This window comes from Metallosphaera sedula DSM 5348 (assembly GCF_000016605.1).
In the GTDB taxonomy this organism is placed as follows: domain Archaea; phylum Thermoproteota; class Thermoprotei_A; order Sulfolobales; family Sulfolobaceae; genus Metallosphaera; species Metallosphaera sedula.
Genome location: NC_009440.1, coordinates 1,439,011 through 1,463,760 on the forward strand (window position 1 = coordinate 1,439,011; position 24,750 = coordinate 1,463,760).

General features: G+C 45.8%; 33 protein-coding genes. 14 read left to right on the top strand and 19 right to left on the bottom strand.

Annotated features, from left to right (window positions below; translation table 11 throughout):
- Window positions 1-12: 12 nt before the first annotated feature.
- Complete coding sequence (gene acnA / locus MSED_RS07435) at window positions 13-2,535, top strand: aconitate hydratase AcnA (protein ID WP_012021411.1); 2,523 nt, start codon at window positions 13-15, stop codon at window positions 2,533-2,535.
- A gap of 138 nt (window positions 2,536-2,673) precedes the next feature.
- Here acnA and MSED_RS07440 read toward each other — a convergent pair whose 3' ends face one another.
- Entirely contained in the window at window positions 2,674-2,829 is a 156-nt protein-coding gene (locus MSED_RS07440) for an AbrB/MazE/SpoVT family DNA-binding domain-containing protein (RefSeq protein ID WP_012021412.1), read from the bottom strand.
- Window positions 2,830-3,049: 220 nt separating this feature from the next.
- On the opposite strand from MSED_RS07440, the gene trm10 reads away from it, so the two are divergent.
- Entirely contained in the window at window positions 3,050-3,958 is a 909-nt protein-coding gene (trm10, locus tag MSED_RS07445; protein ID WP_012021413.1) for a tRNA (adenine(9)-N1)-methyltransferase Trm10, read from the top strand.
- Here the strand turns inward: trm10 and MSED_RS07450 are convergent.
- Window positions 3,918-4,235 carry a hypothetical protein gene (locus MSED_RS07450; protein ID WP_012021414.1) on the bottom strand — a complete coding sequence of 106 codons (318 nt, stop codon included), beginning with the start codon at window positions 4,233-4,235 and terminating at the stop codon, window positions 3,918-3,920. The two genes, trm10 and MSED_RS07450, sit on opposite strands and share 41 nt — an antisense overlap.
- Before the next feature lie 29 nt (window positions 4,236-4,264).
- Between MSED_RS07450 and MSED_RS07455 the strand changes: the two genes are divergently transcribed.
- The gene (locus MSED_RS07455) at window positions 4,265-4,993 is read left to right on the top strand and encodes a CoA-transferase subunit beta (RefSeq protein ID WP_374108051.1); all 729 of its coding nucleotides are present in this window, start codon (window positions 4,265-4,267) and stop codon (window positions 4,991-4,993) included.
- 4 nt (window positions 4,994-4,997) lie between these two features.
- Here the strand turns inward: MSED_RS07455 and MSED_RS07460 are convergent, their stop codons facing one another.
- From MSED_RS07460 to MSED_RS07490, 7 genes are all read right to left on the bottom strand, one after another.
- Window positions 4,998-5,753, bottom strand: a complete 756-nt coding sequence (locus tag MSED_RS07460; RefSeq protein ID WP_012021416.1) for a CoA transferase subunit A — start codon at window positions 5,751-5,753, stop codon at window positions 4,998-5,000.
- A gap of 59 nt (window positions 5,754-5,812) precedes the next feature.
- Window positions 5,813-6,415: a class I SAM-dependent methyltransferase gene (locus MSED_RS07465; RefSeq protein WP_048060102.1), complete on the bottom strand. Its 603-nt coding sequence runs from the start codon at window positions 6,413-6,415 to the stop codon at window positions 5,813-5,815.
- A gap of 101 nt (window positions 6,416-6,516) precedes the next feature.
- Window positions 6,517-6,903 carry a CBS domain-containing protein gene (locus tag MSED_RS07470; protein WP_012021418.1) on the bottom strand — a complete coding sequence of 129 codons (387 nt, stop codon included), beginning with the start codon at window positions 6,901-6,903 and terminating at the stop codon, window positions 6,517-6,519.
- 79 nt (window positions 6,904-6,982) lie between these two features.
- A complete protein-coding gene (locus MSED_RS07475) occupies window positions 6,983-7,645 on the bottom strand; it encodes a DsbA family oxidoreductase (protein ID WP_012021419.1) in 663 nt (220 codons plus the stop codon).
- Window positions 7,646-7,724: 79 nt separating this feature from the next.
- Window positions 7,725-8,057 carry a hypothetical protein gene (locus MSED_RS07480; RefSeq protein ID WP_012021420.1) on the bottom strand — a complete coding sequence of 111 codons (333 nt, stop codon included), beginning with the start codon at window positions 8,055-8,057 and terminating at the stop codon, window positions 7,725-7,727.
- A 32-nt stretch (window positions 8,058-8,089) separates the two neighbouring features.
- The gene (locus tag MSED_RS07485) at window positions 8,090-8,503 is read right to left on the bottom strand and encodes an OsmC family protein (protein WP_012021421.1); all 414 of its coding nucleotides are present in this window, start codon (window positions 8,501-8,503) and stop codon (window positions 8,090-8,092) included.
- Window positions 8,504-8,511: 8 nt separating this feature from the next.
- Window positions 8,512-8,958 carry a hypothetical protein gene (locus MSED_RS07490; RefSeq protein ID WP_048060103.1) on the bottom strand — a complete coding sequence of 149 codons (447 nt, stop codon included), beginning with the start codon at window positions 8,956-8,958 and terminating at the stop codon, window positions 8,512-8,514.
- Window positions 8,959-9,035: 77 nt separating this feature from the next.
- Between MSED_RS07490 and MSED_RS12515 the strand changes: the two genes are divergently transcribed.
- Together MSED_RS12515 and MSED_RS07495 are read left to right on the top strand one after the other, a co-directional pair.
- Window positions 9,036-9,158: a hypothetical protein gene (locus tag MSED_RS12515; RefSeq protein WP_256464105.1), complete on the top strand. Its 123-nt coding sequence runs from the start codon at window positions 9,036-9,038 to the stop codon at window positions 9,156-9,158.
- 4 nt (window positions 9,159-9,162) lie between these two features.
- The gene (locus tag MSED_RS07495) at window positions 9,163-9,879 is read left to right on the top strand and encodes a CBS domain-containing protein (protein WP_012021423.1); all 717 of its coding nucleotides are present in this window, start codon (window positions 9,163-9,165) and stop codon (window positions 9,877-9,879) included.
- A gap of 7 nt (window positions 9,880-9,886) precedes the next feature.
- Here MSED_RS07495 and MSED_RS07500 read toward each other — a convergent pair whose 3' ends face one another.
- Complete coding sequence (locus MSED_RS07500) at window positions 9,887-10,981, bottom strand: lipoyl protein ligase domain-containing protein (protein ID WP_012021424.1); 1,095 nt, start codon at window positions 10,979-10,981, stop codon at window positions 9,887-9,889.
- Between the two features lies 1 nt (window position 10,982).
- Window positions 10,983-11,429, bottom strand: coding sequence for a glycine cleavage system protein H (gene gcvH, locus MSED_RS07505; RefSeq protein ID WP_012021425.1), 447 nt, complete (start codon window positions 11,427-11,429; stop codon window positions 10,983-10,985).
- Window positions 11,430-11,496: 67 nt separating this feature from the next.
- Between gcvH and MSED_RS07510 the strand changes: the two genes are divergently transcribed.
- The gene (locus MSED_RS07510) at window positions 11,497-11,859 is read left to right on the top strand and encodes a DUF123 domain-containing protein (protein WP_012021426.1); all 363 of its coding nucleotides are present in this window, start codon (window positions 11,497-11,499) and stop codon (window positions 11,857-11,859) included.
- Here the strand turns inward: MSED_RS07510 and sfsA are convergent.
- The gene (gene sfsA, locus MSED_RS07515; RefSeq protein WP_012021427.1) at window positions 11,839-12,486 is read right to left on the bottom strand and encodes a DNA/RNA nuclease SfsA; all 648 of its coding nucleotides are present in this window, start codon (window positions 12,484-12,486) and stop codon (window positions 11,839-11,841) included. The two genes, MSED_RS07510 and sfsA, sit on opposite strands and share 21 nt — an antisense overlap.
- A 65-nt stretch (window positions 12,487-12,551) precedes the next feature.
- Window positions 12,552-13,808, bottom strand: a complete 1,257-nt coding sequence (locus tag MSED_RS07520; RefSeq protein WP_012021428.1) for a M20/M25/M40 family metallo-hydrolase — start codon at window positions 13,806-13,808, stop codon at window positions 12,552-12,554.
- Between the two features lie 32 nt (window positions 13,809-13,840).
- On the opposite strand from MSED_RS07520, the gene MSED_RS07525 reads away from it, so the two are divergent.
- Entirely contained in the window at window positions 13,841-14,155 is a 315-nt protein-coding gene (locus MSED_RS07525) for a hypothetical protein (RefSeq protein ID WP_012021429.1), read from the top strand.
- Here MSED_RS07525 and MSED_RS07530 read toward each other — a convergent pair.
- Genes MSED_RS07530 through MSED_RS07540 form a run of 3 tightly spaced genes read right to left on the bottom strand, consistent with a single transcriptional unit; the run spans window position 14,152 to window position 15,795 of the window.
- Entirely contained in the window at window positions 14,152-14,361 is a 210-nt protein-coding gene (locus MSED_RS07530; RefSeq protein WP_048060104.1) for a hypothetical protein, read from the bottom strand. The genes MSED_RS07525 and MSED_RS07530 overlap by 4 nt on opposite strands.
- Before the next feature lie 38 nt (window positions 14,362-14,399).
- Window positions 14,400-14,855 (bottom strand): DNA primase noncatalytic subunit PriX, encoded by a 456-nt coding sequence (priX, locus tag MSED_RS07535; RefSeq protein WP_012021430.1) that lies wholly within the window; start codon window positions 14,853-14,855, stop codon window positions 14,400-14,402.
- Window positions 14,839-15,795 (bottom strand): tRNA lysidine(34) synthetase, encoded by a 957-nt coding sequence (locus MSED_RS07540; RefSeq protein ID WP_012021431.1) that lies wholly within the window; start codon window positions 15,793-15,795, stop codon window positions 14,839-14,841. Before MSED_RS07540 ends, priX begins: the two co-directional genes overlap by 17 nt.
- Before the next feature lie 42 nt (window positions 15,796-15,837).
- Here MSED_RS07540 and MSED_RS07545 point away from each other — a divergent pair, with 42 nt between their 5' ends.
- Window positions 15,838-16,512 carry a hypothetical protein gene (locus MSED_RS07545; RefSeq protein WP_012021432.1) on the top strand — a complete coding sequence of 225 codons (675 nt, stop codon included), beginning with the start codon at window positions 15,838-15,840 and terminating at the stop codon, window positions 16,510-16,512.
- A 1-nt stretch (window position 16,513) separates the two neighbouring features.
- On the opposite strand, the gene MSED_RS07550 is transcribed toward MSED_RS07545, so the two are convergent.
- Entirely contained in the window at window positions 16,514-17,122 is a 609-nt protein-coding gene (locus MSED_RS07550) for a zinc ribbon domain-containing protein (RefSeq protein WP_012021433.1), read from the bottom strand.
- Window positions 17,123-17,266: 144 nt separating this feature from the next.
- On the opposite strand from MSED_RS07550, the gene MSED_RS07555 reads away from it, so the two are divergent.
- Genes MSED_RS07555 through MSED_RS07565 form a run of 3 tightly spaced genes read left to right on the top strand, consistent with a single transcriptional unit; the run spans window position 17,267 to window position 19,904 of the window.
- Window positions 17,267-17,923 (top strand): FHA domain-containing protein, encoded by a 657-nt coding sequence (locus MSED_RS07555; RefSeq protein WP_012021434.1) that lies wholly within the window; start codon window positions 17,267-17,269, stop codon window positions 17,921-17,923.
- On the top strand, window positions 17,920-18,756 hold the full coding sequence (locus tag MSED_RS07560; RefSeq protein WP_012021435.1) for a metallophosphoesterase: 837 nt from the start codon (window positions 17,920-17,922) through the stop codon (window positions 18,754-18,756). The genes MSED_RS07555 and MSED_RS07560 overlap by 4 nt, the downstream gene beginning before the upstream one ends.
- Complete coding sequence (locus tag MSED_RS07565; RefSeq protein ID WP_012021436.1) at window positions 18,753-19,904, top strand: VWA domain-containing protein; 1,152 nt, start codon at window positions 18,753-18,755, stop codon at window positions 19,902-19,904. Before MSED_RS07560 ends, MSED_RS07565 begins: the two co-directional genes overlap by 4 nt.
- Here the strand turns inward: MSED_RS07565 and MSED_RS07570 are convergent.
- Window positions 19,888-20,427, bottom strand: coding sequence for a hypothetical protein (locus MSED_RS07570; protein WP_012021437.1), 540 nt, complete (start codon window positions 20,425-20,427; stop codon window positions 19,888-19,890). The two genes, MSED_RS07565 and MSED_RS07570, sit on opposite strands and share 17 nt — an antisense overlap.
- A 298-nt stretch (window positions 20,428-20,725) precedes the next feature.
- On the opposite strand from MSED_RS07570, the gene MSED_RS07575 reads away from it, so the two are divergent.
- Window positions 20,726-21,772: a DEAD/DEAH box helicase gene (locus MSED_RS07575; RefSeq protein WP_012021438.1), complete on the top strand. Its 1,047-nt coding sequence runs from the start codon at window positions 20,726-20,728 to the stop codon at window positions 21,770-21,772.
- A 424-nt stretch (window positions 21,773-22,196) separates the two neighbouring features.
- Window positions 22,197-23,765 carry a sodium:solute symporter family protein gene (locus MSED_RS07585; RefSeq protein WP_374108052.1) on the top strand — a complete coding sequence of 523 codons (1,569 nt, stop codon included), beginning with the start codon at window positions 22,197-22,199 and terminating at the stop codon, window positions 23,763-23,765.
- A 1-nt stretch (window position 23,766) separates the two neighbouring features.
- Here the strand turns inward: MSED_RS07585 and MSED_RS07590 are convergent, their stop codons facing one another.
- Entirely contained in the window at window positions 23,767-24,000 is a 234-nt protein-coding gene (locus MSED_RS07590; RefSeq protein ID WP_012021441.1) for a hypothetical protein, read from the bottom strand.
- Between the two features lie 122 nt (window positions 24,001-24,122).
- Between MSED_RS07590 and MSED_RS07595 the strand changes: the two genes are divergently transcribed.
- On the top strand, window positions 24,123-24,722 hold the full coding sequence (locus MSED_RS07595; RefSeq protein ID WP_012021442.1) for a hypothetical protein: 600 nt from the start codon (window positions 24,123-24,125) through the stop codon (window positions 24,720-24,722).
- The last annotated feature ends 28 nt before the right edge of the window (window positions 24,723-24,750 follow it).

Below are 24,750 nucleotides of genomic sequence, written 5' to 3' on the forward strand. Positions count from 1 at the left end.
CTATTAACTTGCATGAAAATCGAGAAATCTAAGATAGGAAACGCTTACTACTACCCTCTATCTCAGCTCAAGGAGATGGGGTTTAACGTTGAAAAATATCCTTACTCTATTAAGATCCTGATAGAGAACGTACTCAGAAACCTTGACGGCGAGAAAATCACAGAGGAGGACCTTGAAGTTATAGCTGGATGGAAAACTGGTAAGGACTTCGCGTTTTCTCCCACTAGGGTCATAATGCAGGACTATACAGGAGTTCCTCTTCTGGTGGATCTCGCGGCAATGAGGTCAGAGCTACAGAGAAGAGGCAAGGATCCATCTCGCGTTAATCCAAGGTTACCCTCGGATTTAGTTATAGACCATTCCGTGCAGGTAGACTACTTCGGGACGGAGTACTCCCTGTCCCTTAACATGAAGACAGAATTTGAGAGAAACAAGGAGAGATATAAATTCCTGAAGTGGGCCCAGGGAGCTTTCAGCAACCTTAGGATAGTCCCTCCAGGAAATGGAATAATCCACCAGGTAAACCTGGAGTTCCTAAGTAAGGTTGTAGACCTTAGGGAACATAACGGTGTTCTCACTGCGTTCCCAGAGATAGTGATTGGGACGGACTCCCATACAACCATGGCAGACGGTATTGGGGTTCTAGCCTGGGGGGTTGGAGGGCTTGAGGCAGAGGCTGTCATGCTCGGGGAACCATACTACATGACAGTACCTGAGGTAGTTGGTGTTAGGCTCACCGGAGAAGTGAGGGAAGGGGTAACTCCCACAGACGTAGTCCTATACATAACAGAAACGCTCAGGCGTAAGGGGGTAGTTGGGAAGTTTGTAGAGTTCTTCGGTCCTGCCCTATCCCACTTATCTGTGCCCGACAGGGCCACCATCGGAAACATGGCTCCTGAGTACGGCGCCACCGTTGGTTACTTCCCCATAGACGAGGCGACCTTAAACTACCTGAGGGCCACGGACAGGGACGCTGAAATCGTGGGAGAATATGCTAAGGCACAAGGCATCTTCTACGGGATTGAGCCTAACTATAGTGAGATGGTTAACATTAACCTCTCTGATGTGGAGCCATCCCTAGCAGGACCCAGAAACCCCGACGAAAGGGTACCCCTCAAGAAGATGGCCGAGATTAAAACCGGTAACAAGAGAGGGAAAAAGATTGCTGACGGTAGCGTAGTGTTGGCCTCAATCACGAGTTGTACCAACACGTCAAATCCCACAGTGATGTTGGGTGCAGGGATACTCGCGAGGAAGGCCGTTGCCATGGGCCTTAGGTCCATGAACTACGTCAAGACCAGTATGGCGCCTGGATCCCCCATTGTGGTGAAGTACTTGAACGAGGCTGGTCTAACTCCATATCTGGAGGCCTTAGGTTTTCACGTGGTGGGATTTGGGTGCACCACCTGCATCGGTAACGCCGGGCCCCTACCCAGCGACGTCGAGGAGGACCTAAAACAGGGGATTGAGGGATATGCAGTTATAAGCGGAAACAGGAATTTCGAGGGCAGAATAAATCCCCTACTGAAGGGAACTTATCTGGCTTCCCCGATCCTGGTGGTAGCCTATGCCCTCGCAGGAAGAATAAACATTAACTTCGAGACCGAGCCTGTGGGCGTGGACCCCAACGGGAGGCCGGTTTTCCTAAGGGACATCTGGCCCACAATGAAGGAGATCTCCTCTTACATTACACTGGCCTTAAACCCAAAGTTCTACAGTGAGCAAAAGGGGAGAATATTCGAGGGAGATGAGAACTGGAAATTATTACCTGTTGAGGGTGGTTTAACCTTTGCTTGGGATCCCAAGTCAACGTATATAGTTGAGCCTCCCTGGTTCAAGGAGAGCTCTGAATTCAAGGAGATAAGGAACGCAAGGATACTAATGGTTCTGGGAGATAAGGTGACCACGGATCATATATCCCCAGCTGGTCCCATTGCCAAGGATTCAGACGCAGCGAAATACCTTGAGGAGAGGGGAACAAAGGAACTTAACACATATGGTGCCAGGAGAGGAAACCACGAGGTTATGTTGAGGGGTGGATTCGCGAATCCTAAGGTCAAGAACCTTCTTGTAAACAAGGAGGGAGGGTTTACAGTGCATTACCCAGACGGTACTGTGGACACGGTTTACAGGGTTGCGATGAGGTACAAGAGCGAGGGAGTACCTCTGGTAATATTTGCCGGGAAGCAGTACGGGACAGGTAGTTCTAGGGATTGGGCGGCTAAGGTGACTGCACTCCTTGGAGTGAAGGCAGTGATCGCGGAAAGTTTCGAAAGGATACACAGAAGTAATCTAGTGGCCATGGGTGTCATACCGATTGAGGCGGATTGGAAGTCCCTCAACCTTAAGGGGAACGAGGTTGTTGATGTGGAACTGGATGAAATGAAACCGAGAACCACAGTGACCATAAAGATTAGAGGAGAGTCAGAGAGAACAATAAAGGGAATAGCTAGAATTGATACAAGGACGGAGCTGGAATATGTAAAGCATGGGAATATACTCAACTACGTCTTCAAGAGACTTGTGCAGGACTAGTTCTATCAGGAACCGCAACTATGCATTAACTAGACCGGCTCTGTCTGCATGACTCTAGGCTGTTTTTCTTCCATATATTAACCCACAAGGAGAAAAGAGAAAAAGTAAAAACGGAGTATAACTTAAATAGGTTTGACTTTACTGCTTCATTGGCAAAATTTTCACAGAGTTTTCATTTTCATCGAACACTACTCTAACCAGGTCTCCCTCCTTTATCTGGAACTTCTGCCTGATTCTAGCTGGTATAGTAACTTGATAGTTTCTACTAACTTTAACTATATCTTCTACTGCCATTTTTATCCATATCCATTACTTACTCAGCATTAATAATATTTTCTATATACTTCCAACGGAGGTGGCAGGCAGTATAAAAAAATTTGGTGAAAAGTTCTATTTGAATCTTCATTAGATTTTCTTTATCTCGGTGGCTTCAAAGTTGTTTACGGCCTGAAAATTATCCCGAAGCGTGATCACCAGAATTTTAAGGAAAACTCCTTAAATCTCATAGATATACTTGATTCTTGGACGAGCCTTAGGTAAGCAACTGCAGGAATCTGGGATAGATACTCTATACGTTAGGGGTTTGAGAAGGCCATTTCTTCAGCATACCGCTCTAAAACTGGTCCTTTACAACTGGGGAATAAGGCGCGGAATTTTTTACGGAAGAAAGATAGTTGAGGAATACGGTATCTCTTTCCTGGGGGGAAAGGGGACTGAAATTGCCACAGACACGCCCCATCCACAGGGAGATAAGTTCACCTTCCAGTTTCCAAGCTCCCCGCTGTTTGTGATAGACTTCTCGCTTTGGGATAGGCACTCTCAAGACGAAAAGAGAAAGTTGGTGAGCCAGGTCCTTATGATAATCTCCACTCTCAGAAAGTATCTTTGGGATTACAACCTCTCCCTAAATCACACCACGCAGGAATTGGAGGAAATGCTCATGGAGGTTTCCTTCTTTAACAAGGTGAGAAGAAACGTTGAACCCTTTAACGCGGTAGTGCTAGATCCCTATGCTGAGAGGGAGGCGACCGAGGATATCCTGAGGAGTGCAGATACATTCATCTTGGGAGGAATTGTGGACGACTCTGGATGGAAATATGCTACGCGAGAGTTGACGGAGATTGCAGGATATCACCAACCTAGGGTGAAGATCGTACTCCGCGGATCCAGGGTTGGGGTTCCAGATAGGTTAAACAGGATAGTCTCCATAGTACTTAGGGTGAGGGAAGGCCAAAGTCTAGAGGAAAGCATACTGGCTGAGCAGTCGAACGCGGACAAGTTCGCTCGACTTCTGCGTGACACCACCCTAAACGGGGACTTGGAGGGAAACGCCCAGTGGCTCAGGGCTGGAGACAAGCTTAGGGAGAGAGTCAAAAAGATCATTAGTCGAACTCAGCCTGGATCTTCTTCTTCCCCTCGATAAGTGATCTGGGGAAGGGAAAGTTCCTTACCTCCTCGAGCGTTATTCCCTTGGATCTAAGCTCAACCACTGCCTTCTTGAGGTCGTCCCTATGTGTGGCGTACTTTACCGCATCTCTGATTGCCGTTAGATCCGGATCCTGAGGCCTGAACCTCTCAGCACTTATCACGTCCCACCTACTTCCCTGTTGTTTGATGAAAACCACGTCCTGGAAGTAGTCTGGGACTACGTGGTTTACCCCTGCAACGAAATAGTCGCGATATTTGTAAACTGAGAACATACAAACATCTTATAACCACGGTTAAAGAAATTTCCCCCATGAAGGTAGATTATGTCATAAAGGCCATGGCTGAACTCATTGGCTATGATGAAACTGTTTACGTAGGTCTGAACTCTATTCCTGCGTTGTTAGCGGCATTTCTTGCGAGGGACATGATGAACAAGGAAATAAGAATAATTGGGGTAGCAGAGGCTGACAATCCTAAGACGATTCAGGTATCTCCATCCACAGGTGATCCCTTCTTCTTGGATGGAGCCCCTGTGATGATTACGGCAGATTCCTTTGATCTAGCGCAGAAGGGTGAACTTGACGTTATGTTCCTTGGTCCGGCCCAGATAGATCAGGAGACTAACGTGAACTTGACTGCCATAGGAGATTATAGGAGGCCTTCCGTGAAGCTTCCAGGAGGGGCAGCTACAGCCTATCTTATGCCCCTGGCCAATAAACTGATTCTTTGGAACTTGAAGCACTCCAAAAATACCCTAGTTAGCAGGGTTGATTTCGTAACAGGAACGGCCAAGTACTCCAAAAACAAGGTGTTTCTTGTAACCAATCTCGCGGTAATGAAATTTGATAGGGAGAAAGGAAAATGGGTAGTAATAGCTGTACCGCCGTGGTCATCAGAGCAACAGATTATACAGAATACTGGCTTTCCGGTGGAAATAGAATCCCTCAGAATAGTAACATTGTATCACGATGAAATGGAATACCTTGACATGCTAGACCCACAAAACCTAAGGTCTGCCTTGGAATTCTAATTCCTCAAGCCTCACCTATCAGTTTCATTATCGCCTCGTAATCGGCGTCGTAGAGGGGATACATGCTAGTTGGCTCCGCTCCCCTTGGAGTATGCACCACTGCGTCAACATAAATGGAATTTATCGTAGGTCTCCTCCCATAAAAGTAGCTTTCATCGACTATCTCTTCCGCTGTGATAATAACCTTCTTAGCTGCCTTGGCCTTGTATTCGTCCTCGTATAGTGGACCTAGTATCTCCGCGTTCCCATTCTCGTCTGCCCTGTTAACATGTATTATCGCAACGTCTGGCACAATGGCCTTTACCAGAAGAATCTCCTCTCCAGTGAAGGGATCCTTTGAAACCCTCCAAGTACCAGCTTCTTCATGGATCTTGACTAGATCACTACCAATCACTCCCTTAACGGGCATGAAGGGAAGCCCACTAGCACCTGCCCTGATCCCGGCTATGAAGGCCCCACAAGTATCCTCAAGGAGCTCAATCTCACCCTTTTCCACCTTCTTCCTGAAAGTTGGCAACATACCGAACCATTCGAGGGTAGACATGGCAACCCTGACCCTGTTAACTACGTTATGTTTCAACAATACCTCTAGCGCTACCCCAGGCTCCCTATCGACGAACTCAAGTTCCTCATACTCGTATTCCACAAGGATGTTAACGAACGCCATGGGATTTCTGTGAATAGAAATTCCGCTCATGGTAATCGTATCGCCTATCCTAACAAGGGACATGGCCTTCTCTAGGGAAACCAGCTTGGACATAACAAAAAACTAGATATTTATCGTAATTAACTTTTCTAGAGTGAGTCGGGACTCGTGAACTATCTGATCTTCTTGCTCTCCACGATCCAGAAGCCATCCCTAAGAGCAAGAGATATCACGTTAAACTTCACGAGAAATTTAAGTGCCTCCGAAGGTTTCACGCCCCCAAAGACCTTATCCCTGAATACAAGGAAGAGCTTTCCTCCCCTTTTCACAACCCTATGGGACTCCCTTATTACATCATAGTCTAATATTTCATATACGATCACATTGTCAAAAACGCCTTCACGAAAGGGAAAGGGATAAAGGCCGTTCACTACGTTTCCAGACATAGACCCTGACAAGCAAGCAACGTGACTCTCATCACACCACCCGACTCCCAGAGTTTTTCCCCCAGGTAACAATTCTGGGAATTTCCCAGCTATTTGATCGAATCTCACTATTCTGTCTCCATTCACAACAATGGGATAAACTGAGGATAGGAGACTGATCTCCCCCCTGAGCATATCGCGACCCACAACCAGATCTGCATACGGGAGAGCAGAGGATCTTCCTAGACTAGCACTGACTCTTTCAACCGTACCGTCCACGGTTACTATGGATATGGACCTCCATAGGGGAGCAATGTCATCCTTATCGTCCATGAGGATAGCTAGCTTCACACTTAAGGGATATGTTTCAACCAATAAATATTTTCATCTAAACTAATTAGATGGAGAGTTGAAAAACGTTAAGTTAACAACGATAGAGACAGTGGCCTGCCCTATTGCGCTTGCATTTCCTTTAATTCTGCCGAAAGGTCAGTAACCGAAATCATGCCGACAATCTCACCGTTACTGTTGGTAACTGGCAAATGTCTGATTTTCTTTTCAGCCATCAGCTTCGCAGCCTGTATAATGTCAACTTCCTCGTTCACCGTAACAAGGTCATGCATTGTTGCCACGGTCCTCAATTCATCCATCGCGGAGGCACCATTGGCTATCGCCCTTACTGCATCCCTATCTGTGAATATTCCCTTTGGTTCGCCGTTATCTGTCACGATCACGGAGCCTACTCCTTTCTCCAGCATTAGTTTACAGGTCTCCTGAAGCGTTGTATTTGCCTCAACCTGAAACACTGGAGAGCTCATTATGTCCTTAACTCTCTTCATAGGTAATTATTAGTCCAGCATGGAAATAAGCTTTGTTGAACGGCCTATAAGCTAACTAGTTGCCACGCGTGTTGAGGGCTCACTGCTCCCAGTAGGCCTTCAGTTCTATCTTTTTGGGTTCTCCGTAGTGTAATACATCATCTATTACCTGCTTGAGATATTCCTCTGTTTGAACGCCCCTAATGAGCCACTTCTCGTTGATCAGAAGGGCAGGGACTCCCTTAATCCCCATGGCCTTAGCTTCTTCCTCATCCTGTATCACGGCGAGCTTAGCCTCCTTTGACTTGAAATCCTTCTTGAACCTGTCCATGTCAAGGCCTATCTGCTCAGCTATGGAGAGCAGGACCTCGTCGTCGTTGACATTCTCCCCTTCCATAAAGAACTTTTCTTGAGCTAAAGTGAAATATTCCCAGTGACCCTCATCTCCCCGTTGGAATTCAGCCGCCTTGCAGGCCATAAGTGGTGGCATTGACCAGATGTGGCCTATCTTGCCTTTCTCGATTACCTTCTTAGGATCATAATCGGGGAAGTACCTAGTTAGAATCGAGAACTCGTTCTTGAACAGTTCCCTCGCATCCTCAGGAGTTGGTGCCGCAGCCAGAAGATCGTCAAGGGAGGATATTATCATGAACGCCTTATGCTTCACATGCACGTCCTTGTACTCAGAGAGGACTTTCTTTAACCTCTTGTTGGTGACGTAGCAGAAGGGGCACAACACGTCATGGAAGAACGTTATCTGCATCAAGTTACCTCTTTTACCCTTATTTCCCCACGCTTTTAAAACGATCGTACTAATTCAGAGAAAAAAACAAAAAATCAATTTAGATCTGAAGTCCTGCCAAAGAGGCCAACTCCTTGATCTTTTGAACGTCCTGTAGGACGTCCCCTAGCTCCCCCTGTATCTCCTGTAACTGGGACATGCTGTTTATTGTCTCTTCCAACTGTTTCCAATAGTACTTCATTACTAGCTCTATCTGATACCTTTGCATGGTTATCATTCCCAGAAGGACAGCGAGCTTGGGCATTATACCCTTAGATGCAAGTAGCTTCTCATGTTTCACGGAAATGTCGTTCAGATTATCCAGCAGATCAAAAAGGTACCCCCTGATCTCCTCCAGTTGCTTCTCCCCAGGTTTCATGAGCTCTTCTGCCATTATTTATCGAAAAAAGTTAAATAAATGAGGCTTTAAGTCTTTCTGATTTTCCAGGTAACGTCGACGTCAACGCTTCTCATGAGAGTGTCCTTCAAGGGACACCTCCTCATAGACAGTTCCATGACCTTGCCTATCCTTTCATCATCTGAGAAGACTGTGAGGTCATACTTAACTTGAAGGAGACCTGGAGGTACATTCGGGTCACCCTGAAAGCCCTTGGGATCCAGGTTTCCCTCAATGTAACCCTCCACTCCCTGAAGCTTGACCCCCATTTCCCTTGAAATATAATAAATCGTGAGTATCATGCAGGATAACGCTGCCCCGAGCATTAACTCCTCTGGAGTTGGGTTCTCCGATCCAATGAGACCGATCTTCAGTTCCAAGTCCTTAACGCTAACCACCGCAGTCTCTCCTTCTAGCTTGGCCTCAGCTGTGAAAGTTATCATTTAACCACCTAATTGATCAGGCCAAGATCCCTGAATATTGCAGCTTCCGTTGCAAACCTCACGTAAAGTCTAGTCCTTTCCTGCTCCGATAAGGGTCTTCCCAGTTGCCTCTCTATATCATCTATCTGCTTACTTATTACAACGCTGATGTTCGTCTCAATTGACGGCTTATTGACCTTGAACATGACGTAAATATCCATGAGAAACTTGTACATTTCCTCATCCATATTGAGCAAATACTGGCCCACTGCTGGGATTTGCTGGCCATTGAAATCGACCATCTTCCCCTTAAAATATGGTCTCCACGTAAGCATATTTGACTTGACGAACTCCCAAGAGGGAGGAAATCCCCTGTATTCGTCAGCTGATGGGACGTTAACTACCTTATACTCATTGCCATCTATCTCCACAATCGCCTCGACTTCCAGTTCAAGGTTTCCTACTTTCTCAATCAAAATTTCACTCGAGAGAGAGTAGACTTTCTCCCGTAAAGGTTTTTTCCTTTTGTCTGAAAATGATATCGGTGGAAAATATGCAAGCTCAGGTTTCAGACCCATGTGTAGAGGAGTGCTTCAAGCCAAAGGGAGAATGGAAGTTCACGGATATCTCAGAATGTCTTTCCAGGTGTTCCTCAGTCAAGGTAACAAAGCCGTGATTCCATGAAGATAAGCGACGTAATGACGAGGAACCTGGTTAGAGTAGACCCTAGGAGCTCCGTGAAGGAAGCCCTGACGCTGATGCTCGAGAGGAATATAAGGAGACTCATTGTCGGAGATGCGCAAGGGATAGTGACTATGAGAGATTTAGTGTATGGATGGGATAACGGTAACAAGCAAGTGGAGGAAGTAATGAACAGGGACCTCCTCATGATCTCCCCTGAGGCTGACGCGAAACAGGCCAGCAAAATAATGACAAAGAAGGGGGTGGGCTCACTGCTAGTAGCTAGAGATGAAGAGGTAGTTGGAATAGTCACAGAGAGGGACCTCCTTCGGGTCCTCATTGTGAGTGAAGGGGTTAATGTTGGTGACGTAATGAAGGTAGACCCTCTCATCTCTGCCCCCGAGACCACAGTATTAGAGATCATCAAGGCCATGAAGGACAATTGGGAAAGACACGCCATAGTGGTGGAGGATAATCTGCCTTCCGGGATTGTGTCAATCCGCGATGTGGGTAGGGCCATCCTTGAGGGTAAAGTGAACTCCCCGGTCTCAGGAATAATGAAGAGGCCCGTTTTCAGGACTACTCCTGACTCCTCCCTAGAGATCGCTAGAAAGATAATGGTACAGGAAAACGTTGGTTTCTTGCCTGTGGTCGATTCCAGAACTCTCTTGGGTAGCGTTGAGGAAAGGGAAATATTAGCTGTGATTTCAATCTAGTTTTTCCTTATGTGACCTCTTGAACCTCTGGCTTATTCAGTATCTCTTCGAACGCCTTCTTTAGGTCGTCCGCGTTAAATCCAAAGATTACCGGCTTCAACTCAGAGAACGCTTTATCAATCACTTGCGATATCTCATCAGGCGAGGTCCCGCTAAGCCTGTCCTCAAGCTTCTCTATAAAGTCCCTGGGCGACATTACGAAGAAATCACCTGAAATGGAGACCTCCTGTAATCTCTTCTCCACGAACTTCGCGGTTATCCTGACCAGTTTTCTGGCCTTATAATCCAGGTGACATATGGCTACGGCGGAGGAGATCTTAACGCACCTATCGGTCCTTAAATCGGGATGCCTCCTGTCCTTATAGTAAATCCACTCCTCGTTCCTCTTTTCACTCGCCAACTGTTCCCATCTTTCAATCTCCTCTGGGGTTAACATGGAATCTTCAAACTTAATTCCCAGATGAGCCTCGAAACTTTGCTTCAGTTTCTTGTCTAGTTCCTCCCTAGGTGGAACATATCCGAGCTCTCGTTCCAGAGAGGTTATCCATTCCGACATATCCTTCGCCATTTTATCCCTGAACTTCTCGGAGGGGACCTTGATGCACTTGCTCATCAGTTGTGTGTCAGCCCTCATGAGAATATTTCCAGCAATAACCACAGCCTTACCGTGAGTCATGGCTCCATTCCCGCTAATCTTTCTCCCATTGACCACTATGTCCTGGTCCCTTAGAGAAGCGTTTAAACCGTAGTCCCTGAGCACGTTAACTACGGGTGTAAGAAATTTCTCGTAAAGAGCCTTAGGATCCGAGGGAGCCTCCTCTTGCCTCAACACGATAAAATAGTCGTGCTCCCCCTGAGTTATGACCACAGTACCTCCGCCCAAGTCTCTTCTCACTACTGGTATCTTGTTCTTCAAGGTGTAATCTAGATCTACCTCCAGCCAAACCTCCTGATGAACTCCAACGTTAACGAATGGTTCCTTAACAGAAAAAACTAGAAATGTGTTTTTTCCTCCCCTTGTAACGTACTCAGCAACTGACACGAAGGAAGTTACCATGTGATAGCCGTCCTGTGGAGGGAGGGAAACAAACCTCCACGACATTTCACAGCCTCTTGCAGGATATTTTCTCCGCTGCAACGAGCTCCTTTAGTTTTTGAACTGCTTGTGTCCCAGTGTAGAGCTGTTTCAACTCCTCTGGGTTAGCCACCTTCATCCTAACAAGCCAACCGTTTCCGTAGGGGTCTCTGTTCACTAGGACTGGGCTCTTCTCCACTTCCCCGTTGACATCAACAATTTCACCTGAAACAGGAGCTGGAACTGGACCTGCCCACTTACCGCTCTCCATGGTAGCGACTGGCTTTCCCTTCTCGACCTTAGTACCCTTTTTCTTTATTCTGACCTTTACTACCTTACCGGCCATGGTTTGGGCTATGTCAGTTATCCCGACAAGAATGGTATCAGCAGATTCCTGCTTAGCCCACACGGTGTTTTTCCCATCGATGTAATATAGAAGGTTTTCCGGAATCTCACAATTCGATTCCACGACCATTTTATCACTGGTTTCCTAATAAGAGTATACTAAACTAAAAATCTTTCCAATAGAATAGATGAAATAAATGAAATGGAACAGGAAGGGATACGCAATTCTCTTCGATTGTGAAAATGGGGAAGTAAGGACTTCGGGGAGGGTATTCAGTATTACGAGGGGGACTTACGCCTACGTTGGATCTTGCGGGGTCAACTGCGGGAAAAGAGTTGGAAGACATCTTAGCGATAGCCTAGCAAAGAGGAGATGGCACGTAGACTACCTTAAGGACTTATGTAAACCCCTTGGGGCACTGGTTCTCCCGCTAACAGAGGAAGATATTGCCAATATCCTCACTGACCCAGTGAAGGGGTTCGGGTCGTCAGACTGCAGGAAACATAAGGGCGACCTATTCAGGGTTGAGATTAAAACCTTACTTTCGCGTCTGGCATAATCCCAGGTCTGAAACGTAAACTATGTCCCTACCCTCAAGCTTGAACGACTTGACCACAAGGTTAACTCCACTATCCATAGCCTCCCAGAAGGCCTCAGAAAATCTAGGATCGGTTTCCTCGTTGGGAAGGAAACATGTTGCAGGCCTCATGACTAGGACCATGAGCATTGAGCCATGACCCTCCTGCCTCAACCTAATCAGCTCTCTGAGATGTTTCTCCCCTCTTTTAGTGGGTGCGTCAGGAAATAGGGCGATCCCATTCCGAACTAGGGAACATCCCTTCACCTCAACCCAGATGCCATCGAAGTGGAAGTCGAGCCTACTCTCACCAGCCCTAACTTCGCCCTTCGCGTCTGGCGGAAGAAATCTTCTGGCAATGACTGGATGAAATCTGCTATCAATTATCACCCACTCACTATCCCAGCCAGCGAGGACCGAGCACGACGTCTTTGCTCCCCTAGTCTCCCTTACTAGTACTCTGTTGCCAGGGTACATCAGCTCCTTGAGTCTACCTGGATCGTGAAGGTGACATGTGTTGCCAGACTCCATCCTTACCATGAACCTATTTGGCCTGGACTCAACCCTCTCCTCCCAGATTCTCCCATCCACAGTGAATACAGTGAACATTTTACCCCGAGCACCATCCTGATAATGATGATGAATTTGCCGAGTAAGGAGTGATGACCTAAAAACTAAGGCTGAGCTAAGTGCCTCACGAAACTCTTCATCCACTCCTTAGCCTTCATATAATCATCTACGTATATGTTCTCGTTAAAGGAATGAATATTTGAGCCCGGATGCTCCACTCCAACTCCATCGGCTATTTGATTATTCTGCAAAATCCTTGCGAAGGACTCCATGGGCCCAGTACCGTAACTGTTGGGTATGACCTCAGGATCAACACCATATACCTTCTTGGCGGAATCCATCAGCGATTTAGCAATCTTACTATTGATTGAGGTCCTATAGGGCCTTACCTTACCCCAGACCTTGATATCCACTCCCTTTAGATGGTCCTGAAGTATCTTCAGGATTTCGTCAGGGTCCTGGTCTGGTACAAGTCTAAAGTCCAGTTTTGCCATGGCATAGGATGGAATCACCGTCTTAGATCCCTCACCTGTGTATCCCGAGTATAGTCCCGCAATGTTACACGTAGGTTCCTCCACTAGTCTCCTCTGAAAATCGTCTGGGAGTTCCTGTCCCAGTGCGTCCTCCATGGACCTCTTATTTCCCTTAAGATATCTCCTTTCCTCTTCCGTGAGCCATTTGACCTTGTCATAGAAACCAGGAAGGTTAACCCTACCACCACTCTTTAGGGAAGACAGCAAGTAAACTAACTCCCAGGCCGGGTTCTTGGCCACAGGGGCATACATGGAGTGAAGGTCCTTTTGTGTTCTTACCGAGATTTCAACGTATAGTAGGCCCTTTACTCCAAGGACTATGGTGGGTGCGCCACTGGATCCCCTTCCTGCACCTTCCCAGAGAACGTAATCTGAGGCTAGTAATTCCCTGTGCTCTGCTAGAAATAAGTCTATGTTGGGACTACCTATCTCCTCTTCCCCCTCATAAATGAACTTAATATTCATCGGAGGCTTCCCCATCTCGATCAACGCTTGCAGTCTAGCCATGAGCGAGCCCTTATCATCTCCAACCCCTCTTCCCACTAGCTTACCGTCCTTAATCACGGGATCGAAGGGATCGCTGTTCCACTTATCGAGTGGCTCAGCCGGCTGTACATCGTAATGGTTATAGATTAGCAATGTCTTAGTGGCCCCAACGTTGATCTCCCCATAGACATAGGGATTCTTAGATCTGTGCCTGATTATCCTTGCCTCGATTCCGTGCTCCTGCATGTAATCTCTTATGAACTTCGCGCCCTCCTCTCCTTTCCCCTTGGCCGAGGTCGTGTCTATCCTGGCAAACTCGATGAGGTCTTGAATAGAGTTCATGTTTTTTAAATGACAGTTCCATTAAATAAGCCATGATAAAGTACGCCGAGTATACCAGGCACTCCATGACTGAACCTCTCCTCTTAGTTTACGTATACAAGAAGGTAGAGGACGGGAAAGTGATCTCAACTTTCAGGGTAAACGTGTACAAGAATATGGCAGTCGCAATTTACGAAGACGACAAATTACAGGGAGGTGAAGTGGTCGATGTCTTCCCTGGAACCACTGAACATGTGCTCAGGGTAGTTGAGAGGTACTATCAGAAGGAGGTTGATGACCTAGTGGTTTTCGGGGAAAAGAGCTACGTGGACAGTTTCCTGGAAAAGGCAGAGGAGAGACTAGGTTAGAGAGCCATTCTCCCAAACTTGGTTCTCAGAAAGATCCCCACAAGTAGGAAGAAGACCCCAAAACCCAATATCACGGGGACCACAGACCTCCACGGACCGAACTGGTTGATGTACGCAGACAGGATTAAGGTCATGATGAAAAAGCCCACCAGTGGGGTCACAACGGCAAACCAGGTAAATGTATCCCATCTCTTTTCTGATGTCATATCTCTATTTTTAGATAGTACGTTATAAAGTTTTAATACTATTTTCTTTCTAAAACAGTCTTAATTGCCTGATAGAGTTCGCGATCCTTCAACTCAAGGGACTTCAGGGAGGGAGGCATTAATCCCTTACTCTTGACTCCCCTAACCACGGATCTAATCCAGGTCTCATATATCTTCCCTCCGCTCTTGTAATAGAATTCCTTCAATTTCTCGACAGCCTCATCCTCTGGAAGTTTCTTGACGTTAACAAGATATCTGGAGCCCACGTAAAGGATAAACCTCTTCCTGCAGTCGGCTAGACCTCTCTCGAGCACCTTTTCGATCCAGTCCATGGAAGTCGTTCTTGGCCTGGGCGGGAAAATCCCATCTACCTCAAAGAGGAACTTTCCAGTCTCATCGTAAACCCTGGAGATGCCTTCCTCGTACTCTGACTTGCCTGCAGGACTTCCATCGGGATAATGTAGCAGGATCGTGAACTTAGTTTCCCTTGACAATTTGACTCTCTCCCCCAGTCATTTTGATCTTGACCGCACAGAAGGAGCAAATTTCCCTATCACTGTTAGTGGGTCTACCGCAGATCTTACACTTACCCAAGTTAAACTTGGGAAGATCCTCGAAGAAGGGCCTTATCTTGGTCTCAAAGTTCTCGACTAACCTTAACATGAAGCCAGGTATCTCATCCTCGGCGTTCTCTATTATCCGCCTTAGTTTATCTGAGGTAGGGCCTCCAACCCTTGGATTATTGGGGCAGGAGTCCATGATGAAGGGGATACCGTTGATCAAGGCATAAGTGGTGGTCTCCTTTTCTGATACCAGGAAAAGTGGTTTTATCTTTCTGATGTACCCATTCTCAGCAGGTGAAACCGCCCTCAGCCTAGCCAGATTACTTAAATCTCCTGAGTGATAGCCTGATAGAACGAATACGGCCATATCATTCAAGTTATGCCCAGTGGCCAGAACATCTGCTCCCAGCTCTTGGGCCGCTTCCTCTAGGACGTATCTCTTCACAAGCCCACAAGTGCTACACACCGGTCTCTTGATCTTTACCTTGGCTTCATCGATAGTGAATCCGTGTTTTTCCTTAAGAGAGACTACCTTGTACTCGACCCCTAGTTTCTCAAAGTTCTTGACTGCAAACTCTGTGCTCAGTGAAGAGTATTTGGTGCCCCTGTCTATCCCGAGGTCTATGTTTATCCCCACAACCTCGAAACCCATCTTCCCAGATAGCTTCGCAAGGACATGGAGCAACGTTGTACTATCTTTACCCCCTGAGACTGCCACTGCTACTCTCTCCCCGCCACGAATCATGCCGTAATCCCTAATGGTCCTTTCAACCCTGCCCTCTAACCACTCCGTGAAGTGGGAGGAACAGAGGGTAAGATTAGCTGAGGTTATCTTAATTATGGCCTTGGAACCGCACTTCTTGCAGTACACACGTATAAATGTTTTTAAAGAGATTATTAAATAGAGCGCGGAATGGAGATCTTAGCAGAACTGCATCCCAAGCGAAAGATAGACAAACTAAAGAGGGAGATATCTTCCTTGGACAGTTTTGACGGTTTTGATATTCCAGATGCTCCCCTAGGAGACCCCTCTGTGATTCCAGTGGCGGTGGGAGTGCTGGCTAGGGAAGCGAGCGAGGGTAAGAGGATTATAATTAACCAGAGGCTAGCTGACGTCAATGAACTGTTCGTCAGATCATTATCCATAACCGCCAAGGCATTCAACTTCGATATTGCCTTCACACGTGGAGATAGGCCAAGATTTGGAAGGGAAGTAGACCAAGTTTCAACAGATAGGGCCATTGAGATTTCAAGGAGCTATGGGGTCAAGGCTGGCGGGATGTTGAGTTTAAGGAAGACCAAGGAGGAGATATTTTCTAGGTTAGACTTGCCCGCGGACTTCTTTCTAGGGCTCTATTTTGGGGGAATTAGCTCCTTGGAAGGACTACCCCTAGAGAGGATCATCCCCTACATCATAGTGAGAACTGAGAAGAACAAGGAGATACTGAAGACGTTAACTCAACCAACCTTTGATGCCGAGGGGGTTAACGTGGTGATAGAGGAGCTAAAGGGAATAGGGGCAAAAAGTGTTCTCTTATCCTCCCCTGGAGATCCGGACTTTTTACAAAAAATAACAAAGAAGATCTAGTTTAGAATAGCTGAGTTCCACAGCTCATACAATATCTAGCCGTGCCAGGATTGGGCGTTCCGCAAGATGGACAGTACTTCTGTTGAGGTTGATACGACGGCTGGTTAGGAGGCTGAGCTTGATATGGGTAGGGTTGAGGATACTGTGAAGGCTGATTCTGTTGCGGATATTGATATGGGTTTGGCTGAGAATAGGGCTGATACATGGGACTCCCAGATCCCTGGGACATGGAATATGCCAAATTCTCAACCTCCTTTATGATATCCTTCTCCAGCTTTAGGTCGTACAGCTCCTCTATTCCCTCCACTACTGCGAGCGGAGTGAATACAAGTGCAGCTATAACATCCTCCGTCACATCCGCCGCCTTTAACCAGTCAGCTAATCCCACGTCCACATTGAGAAAACCTTGACCGCCCATTAGCCTCACAGTGAAGGCCCTATCCGCGCCGAATATCGTTCTCAGAAAACCAACTTTCTTGGCCTGAACCACGTAGCTTGCGCCCATCCCTAGAACCTGAGTCTGATAGTGTTTCTTGGACCTAAACCAGTTCTCTAACTGATAGGCAATTTGCTGAGGGTTTACATATACTCCCTGGATTGTCTTCTGCATTACATATGAGAAATTTAGTCAAACTAAAAACTTTTTGATGATATTTCTTGGTGAAGACAAGATATTTCCACGGAGAAGTCAAAAACGTTAGAACTTCTCCATTAGCGAAAATACTTAATAGGTTTCTTGATCTACAATATTACCATGACATGGAAATGCACGGGATGCGGAACAGAGAATCCTGACGATGCAATGTATTGCACCACCTGTGGGTTAAAGAGACCTGACGAGCCAGTAGGAGCACAATCTAGTTCACAAGAACAGCCAGCTGAACAACAGGTACAAGAGCAACAACAAGCGGTTCCTCCTGCCGAAACACAGGTCCAGACTCAGGAGCCACCAGTCCAACAACCAGTGCAATCAGCAGAAGCGCAGTTAGTACAGAGTTCAGCACCCGCTAGTCCAACTCCTCAAGAGCAGGCAAGTACAACCCCACAACCTCAAGTTACGCAACCACAACCCAGTAGCCAAGAGGGCAAATACTATATTCAGTTCATTGCAACTCCAGTCTCAGCCTTGAACAAGACGAAGGTTCCGCTAGATTTTGACGTATTCGAAAATATTTCCTTAGGAAGGAGTCCTGAAAACGTATTGATGATCCCAGATAGCGAGATTTCAAGGAGGCATGCGATCCTATCTAAGGAAGGAGACACGCTTTACATAGAAGACCTAAACAGCACCAACGGTACGTACATCTATGACGGAAAGGTCTTTCAGACGGTAAAGGGGAAGGTCCAGCTTCCTAAAAATGCGGTAGTGAAGCTTGGCAATAACACCATTATCAAGATTGTGAGAGAATGAGTTCATGGCCTCAAGAGAGGAGGGACAGTCTCCTCGAGCTGGTCAGAAAATCTAGAGAGATATTCTCGTCGATGAAACCTCTCTTGAGGGTTGGGGATAGACCTAGGGCAGTTTTTGTTGGAGACACCCACGGAGCTTTCATGGTTACGAAATATGTTTTCGAAAATTTCTCGGATTATGACGCCATAGTCTTCCTGGGAGATTACGTAGACCGCGAACCTTATGGGCTCGAGAACTTAGAAATAATTCTCTCTCATTTCGTGGAAAATAAGGATAAAGTGATTGTTCTAAGGGGCAATCATGAGAGTCCCCTTACAAACGAATATTATGGATTTAGGGCAGAAGTAAGGGAGAAACTAGGAGATGAAAACTACAAAGAATTTGTGGATCTGTTCTCGGAAATGCCCTACGCAGCCATTGTAAATAACTACCTCTGCGTCCATGGAGGTATTGCTAGAAACTTAAAAAATGTACAACAGATTGAGGAACTTAAGAAACCTGACATAATACCAGAGGACGAGATAGCATTTGAGATGTTATGGAATGATCCTAGAGAGGAACTGGACGGCTTCGTTCCCAATATAAGGGGTGAGGGAACCTTCTTCTACGGAAAGGACGTAACGCTTGAGTTTCTTAAAGAGAACTCACTCAAGGGAATAATCAGGGGACATGAGGTAGCTGACGGTTTCAGATCCGAGATAGATGAAAGGGTTATTACAGTGTTTTCCAGTAGATACCACAAGATGAGGGCTGGAATCTTACTTCAAGATGGAGAAAAGTTCAACATGGTTTACTTGGACGAGGAATTCCTTCTGAAAGGTGATAAATCATGACACTTTCCATGAAGGTAGAGGTAAGCCACAAGTACTCTTTCAACAGCGACCTAAAGATGGCTTTTAAAATTCTCCTAGTCCCAGAGAAGATATCTACAGCCACAGGATTTCACTATATTGTTCTCCTGGACACCAGTGGATCCATGGACGGTCTTAAGATTGAAAGTGCTAAGAAGGGGGCAATAGAGCTACTTAAAAGGATACCACAGGGCAATAAGGTGTCATTCGTCACCTTTTCCAGTAGGGTTAACATCGTGAGAGAGTTCGTGGATCCGGAGGATCTTACGGCAGAGATTTCGAGCCTATCCGCTGGCGGTCAAACAGCCTTCTTTACCGCTCTTCTCACCGCGTTCAATCTTCACAACAAGCACGGAATTCCAAGTTATGTGATCTTATTAACGGACGGAAATCCCACTGATGATACAAACGTTGAGACATACAAGAGGATAGCCATACCCAATGGCGTTCAGACCATATCCTTTGGACTCGGTGATGATTATAACGAAACCATACTCAAGTCTCTAGCTGACAGATCAGGTGGAGTCTTCTATCACGTAAATGATGCCATGGAAATTCCAGAGAAACTTCCCAAAGCTGCAAAAACCAAGATAGCTGCTAAGAACGTTACAGTGGATATAGTCGCTGAGTCCAATGTGAAACTGCTAAACTATTCTGGTCCTCCAGTACAATTGAACGCGGTTGAGGGAGTAGTCAAGATACTTGGCGAAGCTGTGGTTCCTCCCAACTATAGTGGAAACTTTATGACAGTTAAGGCAAACTATGAGGAGCCAGTAGACGGGAGAAAGCAAGCACTTCTGAGCGTAGTTAACATAAAACCGGCAGATAGTCAGGCTACCTTCGTGAGTGGAGTGAACAAGGATGTTCTCCTAGAGTACGAGTACTTCAACAACCTTCAGAAGATATCCAGCGAAGTACAGGCTGGTAACCTGGTGGAGGCAACCAGGACACTTAAGAGGATGGAGGAAATAGCTGGCCAAACAAGAAAGATTGAACTCATGGAGACCACGCGAAGGTTATCAGATAGCTTAGAGACCACAAAGAGGTCAGGAAATGCCACGGAGCAAACCAGAAAGCTGTCGAAGGAAGTCTCGAGCGAAGTCACAAGAAAGCTCAGGGGAGAGAGTTAGCGGTTAGAAAGTCTATGTCAATAACTTTAGCCTTGACCTTTTCGAAGGTCCTCATGTTCCTCACTATTGTTGGCAATTTCCTGGTGTGAATTCCCCACTCTTCCAGGAATTTCTGTAGTTGCGCTATTACCTCTTTCCCTGAGTTACCCAGTGCGGGTATGTCGTGAAAAATCAAGATTCTTTCAGGATTAGTCTTTCTTCCAAGTACAAGTAGCTCTCCCCTAAACCATTTATCTCCCTTTAGAACCCTAGGTACCAGAGTGAGTGTGAACATCCCAGATAAGCTTGCGAGCCCTCCATCACTTGAAGACGAGACCTCAAGTTTATACCCAGACTGAATCCTTCTTCCTGGAAGCATAGGTTCCCTGAGTAGGATAAGCTCCCTCAGTACCCGACCATCCACGTCTAGGGCAAATATCTTTGGTCTCTCCTCTCCGTATTCTGGAATGAATTGCTTCATGGTGGCCAAGTATTTCGTCTGAGGAGATAGTAAAGAATCAACCTTTACTCCGAAAAGTCTCATGTGTATAAGTTATACAAAGTAGTTAATTTGTTAGTTATTAAATTTCACTTAAATCTGTCTAAAATATCAAATGAGAAATTCAAATGCTTAAACATGTCCGTGAAATAGATTCAAAATAAGATTAACGAAGTATAGCATAACGTATCATGAGTTTTACATTAACGAAAACTATAATTATCTTTCTACCTTCAGGTCTAAAAACTTTTTAAGGTTACGTCAACCTAGAATTCTTCTAAAAGATTTAGAACGTTTAGATTTTTCAAGTGAATTTATTAACTCAGAAATTTACCTTCGCCTCATGTTTGATCAGTTAAGCGATCAACTCAAAAGGGCACTGGCTGACATAAATTACCAGCGTCCTACTAAGGTACAAGAGATAGCCATCCCCGTCTTCATGAATGGGGAGAGCGTAATAGTACAGGCAAAAACAGGATCAGGAAAGACTGCGTCTTACCTGATACCAGTCCTGGAGAGATACCACAACGCACTCATTCTAGTTCCCACGAGGGAGCTGGCTGAGCAAGTTGCATATGAGGCTAAAAGACTTGGAAAATACAAGAGGACCTCTATTGGGGTAATCATAGGTGGAGTAGGTTATGACAGACAGGAGCGAGAGTCCGATAGTGACATCATAGTCGGAACTCCTGGAAGAATCCTTGATTTGTGGGGCAGGGGTACTCTTGACCTCTCCAGGTTTAAGCTGGCCATCGTGGACGAGGTTGATAGAATGCTCGATATGGGGTTCATTGACGACGTGAGAATGATACTCTCCAAGACCAGTGCTGAGAATTTCGGCTTCTTCTCTGCAACAGTACCTCCAGAGGTCAAGGAGTTAGCTGAGGAGTTCTCACCCAATGCTAGATTTCTCAAGGTTGATGAATATAAACCGGTTGAAATAGATCACGAATTTTATCCGGTCCGCGATAACTGGCACGAGAAAGTAACCAAACTGCTCAAGGATGTAAATGGAAAGGCCATAGTGTTCACCAACACAAAGGCTAGAGCAGAGGCATTGTACGACAATATCTCAGATAGGGTAAGCACATCACTACTTCATGGCGATATGTCTCAGGGCTCAAGGAGGAGAAACCTGATGAGCTTTAAGAGAGGCGACAGTGACATCCTAATATCCACAGACCTAGCAGCTAGGGGGATAGATGTGATAGATGTGGAGCAGGTAGTTAACTTTGACTTACCTAGGGATGTTGAAACATATATCCATAGGGTAGGAAGAACTGGGAGGATGGGAAGGAAAGGGAGGGCAGTATCATACTACACGAGGAGAGAAGAGGAAATGGTCCAGAGGATTAGAAGCATTATCAAATCAACTATCATCTCTCAATGAGAGAAATAAGAGCCTTAATTGACTTATATTTCTACCATTTAATAGATCGGATGTTTTTATAGTTAAAGTATTCTCGACAAAGAATAAATATGTCTTCTATAATAAGAGATATAGTTTGTTTTGCAATAAGATTGACAATGATAGTTTCCGCTTAAATTATAAAATTTATAAGGGCGATTATGATGTAGTATATGAGATAACGTATGAACAAATATTATTTGGCAATGGGTATTGCGTTCTTGATTGATATAATTATATATTCATTATATCCAGTTTTTAATAACACCATACCATCAATAGGAGGTTTAACCACTTTCTACTCATATCAAATAATTCTACTTATAGTTTCGACTATTCTATTCGCAGGAGTAGTGCTTGCAGTAAAGGAGAACGGAGGTAGGTGAGAGAGTTGGCATTCGGGAATATAGACGGAGTTACCCTTGGTGTTTTCGTGGTTTTATTTGCAATTTTTGCCTTTTTGGGTTTTTGGGCATCTAGATGGAGGAGAGGAGATCTCTCCAAAATTGACGAATGGGGGCTTGGAGGAAGAAGACTAGGCTGGCTGTTAGTGTGGTTCTTGATGGGGGCAGATCTGTTCACTGCCTACACCTTCATAGCCGTACCCTCAAGTATGCTGGCTGTAGGTTCGTTATACTTCTTCGCTGTGCCTTACGTGGCATGGGGGTTCGGAGTTGCCCTTTTAACCATGCCTAGATTATGGACAGTTTCTAGAAACAAGGGATATGTGACGGCCTCCGACTTCGTTAAGGACAGATTCGACAGCAGATGGCTCGCCATTGCGGTTGCACTAACTGGAATAGTTGCTGAGCTGCCATACATTGCACTACAGATAGTGGGTATGCAGGCAGTGCTTGCAGCTATGCTTGCTGGCTTAACTGGAGTAGTTTCTAAGACAGTGTCTGACATTGCCCTGATAATTGCGTTCGCCATCTTGGCCTCGTTTACCTTTACCAGCGGTCTAAGAGGGGCAGCAATTACTGGAGTCTTTAAGGATATACTTATCTGGATTACAGTGCTTGCTGTGATCATTATAGTCCCGCTAAGTTACGGAGGATTCGCAAGTGCATTTCATAATGCAGCTATCCAATCTGCAACGGTAAATCAAGCTCTGAATCACGCTAAGGGTCCCATAAATTACGGCGCACTATCTCCTAAACTCATCCCTGCGTACTTCTCACTATCCCTTGGATCAGCACTTGCACTTTACCTATACCCGCATGCCATAAATGGTTCACTTAGCTCAGAGGACAAGGGGAAACTGAAGCTAGGTACTTCACTATTACCAATTTATGGTATTGGTTTGGCTTTACTAGCACTCTTCGGGATCTTGGTATATGCAGTTCCAAATGCCCTTAGTGCAGTAATTAAGTTAGGTGCTGGCACTTTCGTGGTTCCTTCACTCATTGCATATACGATGCCCGACTGGTTTGTGGGGCTGGCTTACCTAGCAATTTTCATAGGAGGACTCGTCCCAGCAGCAATCATGGCCATAGGAGTAGCTAACCTTCTTGTAAGGAACGTGATCAAGGAGTTCAAGTCCCTAGAGCCTAAGACTGAGGCTACACTAGCTAAGGTTATCTCCACAGTCTTCAAGTTCGTGGCCTTGGGGTTCGTGTTTGCGGTCCCCGCTACCTACGCAATCCAGCTCCAGTTACTAGGCGGAATCCTGATAACGCAAACTTTACCCTCGGTGTTCCTAGGACTCTACACCAGGAATCTTAATGGAAAGGCTACCCTTGTAGGGTGGGCAGCTGGAATTCTGTCAGCCTTAGCCCTCGTTATTGAGGCTAACGCAAAGTTCGGAGTAATAAAGACTAGCCTTTACACCACGCCCCTAGGTCCACTCTATATAGCGATCCTTGCACTACTGATCAACCTAGCGGTGACGTTGATAGGATCAGGAATAGCATATGGAATGGGATGGAGACCTTCACAGAAGATAAAGGAAGAGGAGATCACTAAGGAGATGTAACTTAAAGAGAATCATCTATTTTTCTTGCTTCAAGAATTCCTTTTTCTGTAAGGGTGTAAAAGGTCTCCTTCTTTAGGACACCCTTTAACTTTTTGGAGATAAGACCTTCCAGCTCCATGGGTCTTAATACGCTGAGTAGATCGTCCTCATCTACTCTGAATTCTTTCATCAACCTTCCTAGCCTGGCCTCTCCATGGAAATATAGGTAGAGGAGAATCTGATCCCTAAAGCTCATACTCTGATTCTTATGATCGGGGTTAAATATTTACAACAATTCTCTGACAGATAGGGACTCCCAACATAACCCTAAAATGCCTTAATCGTAACCAAATAAACTAGTTTTGCAACAATATCTATGTGGAACTTAAAGTAGAGATTCCTGAGGACGTACTTTTCCCACCACTTCCTGAGCTTTCCTACGTATGTTCCGGGAGAATCACAGACTCTAAATGCTCTGGGCCCTCCATATTTCGCGACCAGGATTTCATTACTGCCACCGCATCTGATCTCATCGCATCCATGAGCATTTCAGGATTAATTAGGACGAGGCTCAGGGGGAGAAAGAGGGAAAGATGGCTCAACTACATGGCAAAATATGGAATTGAAATTGAACCCAGGGAGTTCACTGCAGTCCTGAAGACGGGGTCGTTGGTTACAATTTATGCAGATGGACTTGACTTCGAAGACGTTGCTGGAAACACAGTGTTCAAGGAGTTCAGAGTTACTGGAATGGGGAACATGTACAACGTGATTGAGAAGTTGGCAGAAATTGAGCCAAGACTGATGATAGCAGAAACTAGGGGAAACCTTTGGTTTCTGGTAAGCGCGTTCAAGATAATTGGAATGGATCAGGGTATTAGGAAGGTGCTGGAGAAGCTAGTTAATGTCACTAAGACTGAATGTGATGAGATAACCCAGATCAAGAGTGGGAGGATTTGCCTAAAAAGAACTAGTTAGCCTGTTAAATTCTAGACCGTATCTTTAA

Coding starts and splice junctions, on each gene's coding strand:
- MSED_RS07570 (WP_012021437.1), bottom strand. CDS start 20,427: ATGAGACTTTTCGGAGTAAAGGTTGATTCTTTACTATCTCCTCAGACG.
- MSED_RS07560 (WP_012021435.1), top strand. CDS start 17,920: ATGAGTTCATGGCCTCAAGAGAGGAGGGACAGTCTCCTCGAGCTGGTC.
- gcvH (WP_012021425.1), bottom strand. CDS start 11,429: ATGGTCGTGGAATCGAATTGTGAGATTCCGGAAAACCTTCTATATTAC.
- MSED_RS07450 (WP_012021414.1), bottom strand. CDS start 4,235: ATGTTCTCAGTTTACAAATATCGCGACTATTTCGTTGCAGGGGTAAAC.
- MSED_RS07460 (WP_012021416.1), bottom strand. CDS start 5,753: ATGTCCAAGCTGGTTTCCCTAGAGAAGGCCATGTCCCTTGTTAGGATA.
- MSED_RS07475 (WP_012021419.1), bottom strand. CDS start 7,645: ATGCAGATAACGTTCTTCCATGACGTGTTGTGCCCCTTCTGCTACGTC.
- MSED_RS07520 (WP_012021428.1), bottom strand. CDS start 13,808: ATGAACTCTATTCAAGACCTCATCGAGTTTGCCAGGATAGACACGACC.
- MSED_RS07530 (WP_048060104.1), bottom strand. CDS start 14,361: ATGACATCAGAAAAGAGATGGGATACATTTACCTGGTTTGCCGTTGTG.
- MSED_RS12515 (WP_256464105.1), top strand. CDS start 9,036: ATGCAAGCTCAGGTTTCAGACCCATGTGTAGAGGAGTGCTTCAAGCCA.
- MSED_RS07470 (WP_012021418.1), bottom strand. CDS start 6,903: ATGAAGAGAGTTAAGGACATAATGAGCTCTCCAGTGTTTCAGGTTGAG.
- MSED_RS07510 (WP_012021426.1), top strand. CDS start 11,497: ATGAAATGGAACAGGAAGGGATACGCAATTCTCTTCGATTGTGAAAAT.
- sfsA (WP_012021427.1), bottom strand. CDS start 12,486: ATGTTCACTGTATTCACTGTGGATGGGAGAATCTGGGAGGAGAGGGTT.
- MSED_RS07485 (WP_012021421.1), bottom strand. CDS start 8,503: ATGATAACTTTCACAGCTGAGGCCAAGCTAGAAGGAGAGACTGCGGTG.
- MSED_RS07545 (WP_012021432.1), top strand. CDS start 15,838: ATGGAGATCTTAGCAGAACTGCATCCCAAGCGAAAGATAGACAAACTA.
- MSED_RS07555 (WP_012021434.1), top strand. CDS start 17,267: ATGACATGGAAATGCACGGGATGCGGAACAGAGAATCCTGACGATGCA.
- MSED_RS07500 (WP_012021424.1), bottom strand. CDS start 10,981: ATGTCGTGGAGGTTTGTTTCCCTCCCTCCACAGGACGGCTATCACATG.
- MSED_RS07550 (WP_012021433.1), bottom strand. CDS start 17,122: ATGCAGAAGACAATCCAGGGAGTATATGTAAACCCTCAGCAAATTGCC.
- MSED_RS07565 (WP_012021436.1), top strand. CDS start 18,753: ATGACACTTTCCATGAAGGTAGAGGTAAGCCACAAGTACTCTTTCAAC.
- MSED_RS07525 (WP_012021429.1), top strand. CDS start 13,841: ATGATAAAGTACGCCGAGTATACCAGGCACTCCATGACTGAACCTCTC.
- MSED_RS07495 (WP_012021423.1), top strand. CDS start 9,163: ATGAAGATAAGCGACGTAATGACGAGGAACCTGGTTAGAGTAGACCCT.
- MSED_RS07440 (WP_012021412.1), bottom strand. CDS start 2,829: ATGGCAGTAGAAGATATAGTTAAAGTTAGTAGAAACTATCAAGTTACT.
- MSED_RS07590 (WP_012021441.1), bottom strand. CDS start 24,000: ATGAGCTTTAGGGATCAGATTCTCCTCTACCTATATTTCCATGGAGAG.
- acnA (WP_012021411.1), top strand. CDS start 13: ATGAAAATCGAGAAATCTAAGATAGGAAACGCTTACTACTACCCTCTA.
- MSED_RS07480 (WP_012021420.1), bottom strand. CDS start 8,057: ATGGCAGAAGAGCTCATGAAACCTGGGGAGAAGCAACTGGAGGAGATC.
- MSED_RS07575 (WP_012021438.1), top strand. CDS start 20,726: ATGTTTGATCAGTTAAGCGATCAACTCAAAAGGGCACTGGCTGACATA.